Origin of the sequence: uncultured Actinomyces sp., from assembly GCF_963526355.1 — a bacterium.
Taxonomy (GTDB): domain Bacteria; phylum Actinomycetota; class Actinomycetes; order Actinomycetales; family Actinomycetaceae; genus Actinomyces.
In genome coordinates this window covers 1-7,767 of record NZ_CAUROW010000088.1, presented here as the reverse complement: position 1 = coordinate 7,767, position 7,767 = coordinate 1, and the positions used below count along the sequence as shown (strand labels likewise).

Here is a 7,767-nt window from a genome sequence, read left to right as displayed (position 1 = left end):
CCCCTCAGCCCCGTAGACGTTGTCCCCGTTCGTGGTGGGGCCGGCCTGCACCCCGGCCGCCACTCACCACGGCCCGGCAGCGCTAGCCAGCGTCGAGGCGGCCCGGGCACAGTCCTCCCACCGTCACCTGCACCTCACCCACCGTTGCTGGTCGCCAGTCTTGAGTCACCTCTACCCCTGTCTCGTGGGGGCACACCCCGGGGCCCCTCCCCATGAAGAGAGGGACCCTGGGGGAGTGGTTCACCAGCAAAGAGAAGGTGTGACATTCAGACCCCTCCAAGGCGTCGTACCGGGAACCTACAACCAGGAATATTCCTGTCATGAGAAATTCTCTGAAAGTCGTCCGCCCCGACGACGCTCCCGACACCCTCATCGACGCCTGGGTCCTGACCATGACAGCCCAAGGCCTTTCCACCCGCACCATCACCGAGCGCCAACGCGTCATCCGCCAGCTCGCCCGCGCCACCGGCACCGACCCCGCAGCCCTCACCTCCCACACCATCACCGCTTTCCTCGCCAGCATTCAGGCCCCCGTCACCAAGGACGCCTACTACTCCGTCATCCGAGCATGGTGCACCTGGCTAGTACGCGCCGGCCACCGCGACGACGACCCCACCATGCGGGTCCTCAGACCCCGGGTACCGCCGGCCAAGCCCCGCCCCATCACCCAGGACCAGCTCGACGTCCTCCTAGCCATACCCCTACGCCCAGCCACCCGCACCAAGATCCTCCTAGCGAGTTACGCCGGCCTACGCATCCACGAGATTGCCAAAATTCGCGGTCAGGACATCGACCCCGCCGCTGCCACGCTGCGCGTGGCCGGCAAAGGCGGCCGAGACGATTTCCTTCCCGCTCACCCCGTCATCCTCGACGAGGCCGCTAGCTACCCCCGCCGCGGCTTCTGGTTCCCCTCACCAACCCGGCCCGGCCAGCACGTCACTGCCCAGACCGTCGGTACCGTCATCGCCCGAGCTCTTCGCCGCGCAGGCATCGACGCCTCAGCCCACCAGTTGAGGCATTTCTTCGCGACCAGCCTCCTGGAGGCCGGGGCCGACAGCCGCATCGTCCAGACCCTCATGAGACACGCCTCGCTCGCCACCACGGGCCGCTACCTCGGGGTCACCATCGCCCAGCAGCGCCAAGCCCTCACCGGCCTCAGAATCGTTGCCAGTGCCACCCTCGACACCACCCCCGGCGCCGAGGCATAATAGGAGGGCCACCCGGGTACCAGCCGGGTGACCCCCAGAAGGAGCACCTAGCCCCTCAGCAACTGGATCAAGCTAATCAGAACCCCGGCAGTGGTTGCGAGCGCGATGACAATCTCGCACCACGTCGGGGCTCTGTGCTGAAGCCAGTGCCTCGAAGCCGCGTGACGAAGCCTGTAGCCCCTACGCATGCCCTTCACCTCCCTTCAGCGAATCGACACCCCACCGATCAAGCGGGTGCGCGGGGGCGAGCCACCAACGAAGGCATTCGTATCTTACCCAAAACACACGGAACTATTGCAATACACTAATAGCATTAGTAGAATTAGAAGCAGCAGAAAGGTCAACGTTATGACGACGTACACAGTGGCCACCCCCAAGGGAGGGGTAGGCAAGTCAACGACAGCCGCCGAGCTCACTCTCGCCCTATCCCAGCTCGGCCGGCGTGTCCTCGCCATAGATTTGGATCAGCAGGGCAACCTCACCGCCCGGCTCGGGCTGACTGCGTCCAGCGAGGTCGACGGCACCACCGCCGACGTCCTGGCCGGCGACCTCGACCTGGACCAGGCCGCCACACCCTCACCTGCCCTGGCTGGCGGCGATGTCCTGGCCGGCACCCACGCCCTGGCAGACACCGAGGCCGCACCGCCGCCCGACCTCATCACCTTTCTGCGCGATGAGATTCCCTCCCACGCCGGCCGGTGGGACGACGTCGTCATCGACACCCCACCGTCAGTAGGGGCCCTCACCCAGGCCGGCCTGGCCGCCGCCGACGTCATCATCGCGCCCGTCACCCCGTCCGTGGAGGCCTACGACCAGCTGAGACGCCTGACCGCTGTCCTCGACGCTCGCATCGCCCGCAGGGTCAACCGCGGCGCGCGCATCAGCTGGGTTGTGCCCGTGGCGTTCGACTCCCGTGCCCGGGACGGTCGTGGGCGACTCCTCGACCGGGAGATTTTCACCCAGCTGTGTAACACCTACCCCGGGCAGGTAACCCCGCCCGTGCGCGACTCCGTCACCGCACGCGACGCCTACATGGAGGGCCTCCCCGTCGGCGCCTACGCCCCCGACACCCCCGTCGCCAAAGACTACGCCGCCGCCCTCGGCGTCATCATCGAAGGAGCCGCATCATGACCCCCAGACCCAAACGGCGCACACTCGCCGAGCGCGACGCCCAAGCAATCCAGACCACGCCGAGGAAAGAGGCAGCCCGCCCCCGGGGACTCGGCCGTGGGGTGCCGGTCCTAACTAAGGAAACTAAGAAAGATAACGCTACTAGTGCTACTAAGTCTTCTAAAAGGTCTCCCAAAGGCAAGGCATCGGGGCGGCGCGGGGCGCCGCCCACCGGGAGAATAAGTATGACCATATGGATAGACCGCCCTCTGTGGGGACAGGCCAAGACCCTCTACCTGCGTGCCCACCCCGGGCACGAGGTAGCCATGGTTGAGTGGGTCGAGGCGGCTATCAACAGCTACCTCGACCACCGGAGCGCCGTCATCAGCACACCCATGGGGGACGACGGGCACATCACCACCATCTCCATCACCCCCCGAACACGGCAGCGAATCATCGACACCGTCGAGGACCACTCGCTGCGTGGCCACGGCATATCGCGCTCAGCCGTGATCGCCGCGGCCCTGCGCCGAGCTGTCGCCGAGGCCGGCGGCAGCTCCGTCCCCGTCTACACCGGTCGCCTGCCCCGCGGCAGGCGACCACAGCCCTGAAAGAGCACTCAACAACAGACAACGAAGGAGAAGGAGGAACGTCATGTACGGCGCGTTTTTCAAGATGCTCATCGTCATTGCTATACGGTCACTCATCCCGCTCGGAGCGGCCACCATCGTACTTCTATCAACCCAGCCCGAGGCGATGGCAGGCGTCCCCAGGGAAGGCGCCGGTATCGGGCGGACCATGATCGCCCTCTGCGGCCTCGTCTTCCTCTTTTGGGCGGTCTGGCCGTGGAGGAAGGTATGGGGGAGCTTCCCCTGGGCCTTCATCGCTTCCTGGCTGGTAGCAGTCGGGGCCGGCGGCCTCCTCATGGCCGTCAGCCCCGACTACGCGGCATCTATCCTCATCTCCATCATGATGCTCGCTGGCTCCTACGTCGTGCTGGGCGTGGAGATGGTCCTCACCCGCCCACGAATTCTTCCGCCAGGTGCTCCCTGGCCACCCACCAGCAGCGGCAGGATGAACCGCCCAATGCCGCCCGGCTGGCAGTGACGCGGCATCCTACGCCGATGCGCCACAGTCGGTGATGACGGCAACGGCCGGTTCGCCGGCCAAGGTGGTGGCCACGGCTGAGCACGTCCACGACGCCGCAGGCTTACCAACCCCTTGAACGTCTCCCACAGCGCCTGACGGGCCAAGCGGCGCATGCGCTCACGCTTGACCGCCGCCACCCGCCTCAGGCTCGCCGGCGGCGGCGCAGGCGACATCGTCCCGTCCGGCCTGACCCTCAGCCACCGCCCCGTCTCAACCTGGACATCGATGGCGCGCCCCATAGCGCGCGCCAGCTCCACCAGGTCCCGGGCCAGGTCAGTGACACCGACCTGAAGATCCTGATCAAAGGCCTCCACCAGCCGGTGTCCATTGTTCGCCAGTACGAACACCGGCGTCACCGGAAGGATCGAGCCCCACATCTCTCTTGGGCCTAGCCCTCTCATCTCGCTACTCCTCTCATCATCACTTCTTCTATGTGCTCGTAGCCGCTGTGTTCTACTCGTTGCTAGCCAGCCGCAGATGCGGCTGACGCGCCTTGCGCAGCGCCGCCAGGCGCCGTCGGCCCGTCGAGGGTGAGACCCCGAAGCGTTCGGCGACCATCGCGCCCGTCACCGCCTGGCCGGCGGCCTCACATTGGGCGACCCACTCCTCAAGACTCAGCTCATCTCCGTCCTCGACAGCGTCATCACGGTCCTGCGTACTCGTGGCCGGCTCACTCGACTCGGCCTTGGCGCCCGCTGGCTGCTCGACAGTGACGTCAGCCGCCGGCACAGGACTATCGAGTTGCACCTCCGCCCCGTCGCCGGAGGGCGACGAGGCTGGTGCTGGCGGCAACTCTGACGCCGCAGTGGCGTCATCATCCGCAGGCGCCGGCGCAGCCGGCTCCTCGTCGCCGCCAGACGTGGCGTAGCCGCCCCCATCGGGGCCCGGGTGCAGCCCCGGACCAACTGCGGTGGCCGGCGCGAGCGCCGGCACCGCAGACGACTCCGGACTGGCCATGAGCAGCACCGTCAGGTGCGTGGTGGCAAGCAGCACCACCGGCGGAACCGAGGCCGCCGCAGCGCCGGCCCACCCATGACCTGTGATCACGGCATGGGCGCCGTTCGACCCCACGGAAACCAGTGCCCCGGCCGCAAGGAGGAACCAGGCGTACCAGACGGCCCGTGAGCCGCGCTGAGCCAGGGCCACGACCGCTAGCGTCGCCTCGACGATCATCCCGTCGATCAACAAAGGCCAGATCCACCCGAGATCCGACGGCATGCCCACCCGCACCGCGAGATCCCTCAACGCCGCGAACGACAAGGTGAATCCTCCCAGCGCGAGCAGCCCGGTCCCCACCACGGAGGTCCGTCCGACCCACGAGTGGCTCCATCCCCGCGTCACCGCACTCACCAGACAGGCTCCAGCTGTCGCACCCCGCGCTCAGGATGAGCCGGGAAGGACCCCACGATGGGGCTGGAACCGAGCTGCGCGCCGGCGGCCAGTCCCGGCATACGAGCGCGCACGGCCCGCTGAGCCGCCACCTCGCTCACCACGACCCGGTCCGCACCACTGAGCTCACGCGTCAGCGCCTCGCTCTGACTCACCCGGCACACGTGCCCGCTCGGTGTCGACAGCTCAACCAGTCCACCGCCGATCGGGCGGATCAGACGCCCCTCCCCGGGCCGGCCGATGGCGATGTACGGATACCCGCCGATATGAGCAACATGGACGTTGAGCGGGCCTGCCATCTCGACGATCCACCGGGTCTGCTCGCCGAGCTCCTCGCTCACCCCCTCAGGGGCCGCGATCGTTAACCCGGGCCTACCAGTACTCCTAATGAGACAAGCGTCTACCAGGTGGCGTGCCGCAACCGCTGAGATGTTCTCAGCGAGAACCTGACCCTGCGCGGTGCGCAGGGTCACTCGCTCACAGTCATCGACCCTGACCACAGCCTCCTCATCACCTGACCTGTAGGTCACTACCCAGCCGTCCTCGCTGACGTGGAATTCGCCAGTAGGGCGCCATCCCAGGTCCTTGGCCTCGTCGCTGGTGCGTGAAGGACGCGCGAGCGAGCCCTCTAGTGCTGACCAGGCCGCCATGGCCGTCACCTGGACCTCAAGGGTGACTATCTCCGCCCCAGGAAGGACGACACCGTCACCCACTGTTCTCAACTCGAAATCGTCTGCTTTCAGCTCGAAATCGTCATCAAGATGAGGGTGCGCCCACACACCACGACCATCGCGATGAACGGTGTACGAAGCCTCTCCCAGACCTATGCGCCCGGCCTTCATCGCCAGGTCCAGGTCAACCGCTGCGATGTACTCAGTTGACGTTGCCGGCAACGTCAACTTCGCTGGCAACAGGCGGCCGCCGCTAGTCTCGACTAGCGTCCATCTGTCGCCGTCAATCATCGCGGCGTAGGCGCGCTCGGCGACGTTAGCCATTCCGGTCATCAACTGTGCCGCTGCGTCAACGTCTATGCCGAGGTACTCGGCAACGTCATCAGCGCGGGCCTCGAACCCGTTGCTCTCACCGGCCCGCTGGCAGAACACGCTTCCATCTTCAGGGAAACCGACCGATCCAACCTCCGTCTGGCCAACCACCTGGAAATAGCGGATCGGCCAGTCCATGGACGACATCAACCACTCACCATGATCGATACCGGCCTCTAACAGCAGGTCGTCAACATCCTTATTGATGCGGTCCATCCACTTACCCGTCACACGCAGCTGCTCCATGACTCCTCCTCACAACGACAGGGCAGCTGACTGCTGCTGCTCGTGACCACGGCCCTGTGCGTGTCCGCCGACCCGCGGGGCACCACCAGGGGTGGAGGGCGCCGGCGGCCCGGCCTGCGGAGCAGGCCAGTAAAAGTGATCCATCCTCACCCACGAGCCAGTCATCCCCGGACGTCCATCATCTGCCGAGGGGGACACATCCCGGCCGGTGTCCGCCACCTCAGGGGGGCTCATCCCCGGCGGCGCAGACCTACCGTCGTCATCGGCATAGCGCCGCCCGTCGATCCCCTGGCCGAAAAACTCAATATCAGTCACAGCACTTCCCCCTTTATTGATTCTTGTGTGCTGTCACCCTTTAACCGTGCCCACCACCGCCACACCCCTCCTTGGTGCGAGCCCGTGCGCCAGGAGGGGGCCGGGAAGCGCCGCGTGCCCCCTGCCCACCTATGGAGGCCGCCGGCTATCGCCGGGGCCGGCGGCCACGCACAGGTGGACAGCGGGACCCATCCCGGGGCTGTGGACAGCCTCTGGTGCCGCCGGCCTGGCTCCTCCGTCGCCCGACCGGGCCGAGCGGCACCGGCCTGACCACAGCCCCTCAGTCACGTGGGCGCCGTCACCGGCCGTAGGTGGGGCGCCTGCACCCCGGCCGCACGTCACCCTCGGTCCGAGAGCGCTCAGGCCCGCTCATGCGGCCCGGGCACAGCCGCCCGCCCGTCACCCCGGTCACCAACCTTGGAGACCGCCTGTACTCCTTGTGCGCGCCAGAAGAGGGGTGGGCATGCCGGCGCGCCGAGTGCCCCGTGCCCACATGTGGACGGCCCGGCGTTTGCCGGGGGCCGGCCCGCCCACATGATGGACACCGGGACCCATAGGACCGGGGGTGTGGACGCCTCGCGAGCGGCCCTGTCTGCGCCCGCGGGCCGCTACTCGCGACTCGCCCACACCCCACTGGCTGGTACCCACTCACCTTCCGGGCCGCCCACGCCCACAGCCGACCACCTGCTCGCGCGGTCCCACCAACCAGCCCGCTCACCTTCCCCTGTACCTGCCCGAGTCGGCTCCCAGCTCGAGCACCTACCAGCGCCCACTCACCTCACCAGCCCTGACCGATAAAGCGTCCCGACGGACGATCCCGTGCACGCCGAAACGCGCCTTCTCAGCTCTTAGCAAGCAGAGAAGAGATAAAACGAGGCACATCTGGCACTGCGCAACGACAAGCCCAAAGTGTCGGGGCCAGTGTGGCGCACCCCGGCACGGTTAGAAGGTGACAGCAACAACCACAACCCAAGGACAGATTGTGATCCAGGTCATATGTGTGCAGTGCGGGGAAACCTTCACCGCCCAGCGCCGCAGCAAGCGCTACTGCACTGAGGAGTGCCGCCAGGCCTGGATAACCGACCATCAGATCGAATGCCCGGGGTGCGGTCAGGCGTTCACGCCCGCGCGCACCAGTCAGGTGTACTGCTCACCGGCGTGCAGGGAGCGTGCAGGTCGCCGCGCACGCTACGCGCGCGACCGCGAGCACGTGCGCACCTACACCCGCAGTGGGGGAGAAGGTGAGCGCTCAGCGATCTGCCCGGTGTGCGCGCGCCCGTTCACGCCCGCGCGCACCAGTCAGGTGT

At 67.0% G+C, this 7,767-nt stretch carries 7 protein-coding genes and 1 pseudogene; 6 read left to right on the top strand and 2 right to left on the bottom strand.

From position 1 onward, the window contains the following. The first annotated feature begins 320 nt into the window (after positions 1-320). From RWR81_RS11445 to RWR81_RS11425, 5 genes are all read left to right on the top strand, one after another. Positions 321-1,208, top strand: a complete 888-nt coding sequence (locus tag RWR81_RS11445; protein ID WP_314457876.1) for a tyrosine-type recombinase/integrase — start codon at positions 321-323, stop codon at positions 1,206-1,208. 348 nt (positions 1,209-1,556) lie between these two features. After that, positions 1,557-2,339, top strand: a complete 783-nt coding sequence (locus tag RWR81_RS11440) for a ParA family protein (RefSeq protein WP_314457875.1) — start codon at positions 1,557-1,559, stop codon at positions 2,337-2,339. A gap of 224 nt (positions 2,340-2,563) precedes the next feature. Beyond that, positions 2,564-2,929 carry a hypothetical protein gene (locus RWR81_RS11435; RefSeq protein WP_314457874.1) on the top strand — a complete coding sequence of 122 codons (366 nt, stop codon included), beginning with the start codon at positions 2,564-2,566 and terminating at the stop codon, positions 2,927-2,929. Between the two features lie 43 nt (positions 2,930-2,972). Beyond that, positions 2,973-3,425, top strand: a complete 453-nt coding sequence (locus tag RWR81_RS11430; RefSeq protein ID WP_314457873.1) for a hypothetical protein — start codon at positions 2,973-2,975, stop codon at positions 3,423-3,425. 153 nt (positions 3,426-3,578) lie between these two features. Further along, positions 3,579-3,758: a hypothetical protein gene (locus tag RWR81_RS11425; RefSeq protein WP_314457872.1), complete on the top strand. Its 180-nt coding sequence runs from the start codon at positions 3,579-3,581 to the stop codon at positions 3,756-3,758. A gap of 162 nt (positions 3,759-3,920) precedes the next feature. Here RWR81_RS11425 and RWR81_RS11420 read toward each other — a convergent pair whose 3' ends face one another. Continuing rightward, positions 3,921-4,763 carry a DUF2637 domain-containing protein gene (locus tag RWR81_RS11420; protein ID WP_314457877.1) on the bottom strand — a complete coding sequence of 281 codons (843 nt, stop codon included), beginning with the start codon at positions 4,761-4,763 and terminating at the stop codon, positions 3,921-3,923. Between the two features lie 50 nt (positions 4,764-4,813). Continuing rightward, positions 4,814-6,145 carry a hypothetical protein gene (locus tag RWR81_RS11415; RefSeq protein WP_314457871.1) on the bottom strand — a complete coding sequence of 444 codons (1,332 nt, stop codon included), beginning with the start codon at positions 6,143-6,145 and terminating at the stop codon, positions 4,814-4,816. 1,264 nt (positions 6,146-7,409) lie between these two features. Between RWR81_RS11415 and RWR81_RS11410 the strand changes: the two are divergent. Beyond that, positions 7,410-7,767: pseudogene (locus RWR81_RS11410) on the top strand (hypothetical protein); the annotation flags it as partial.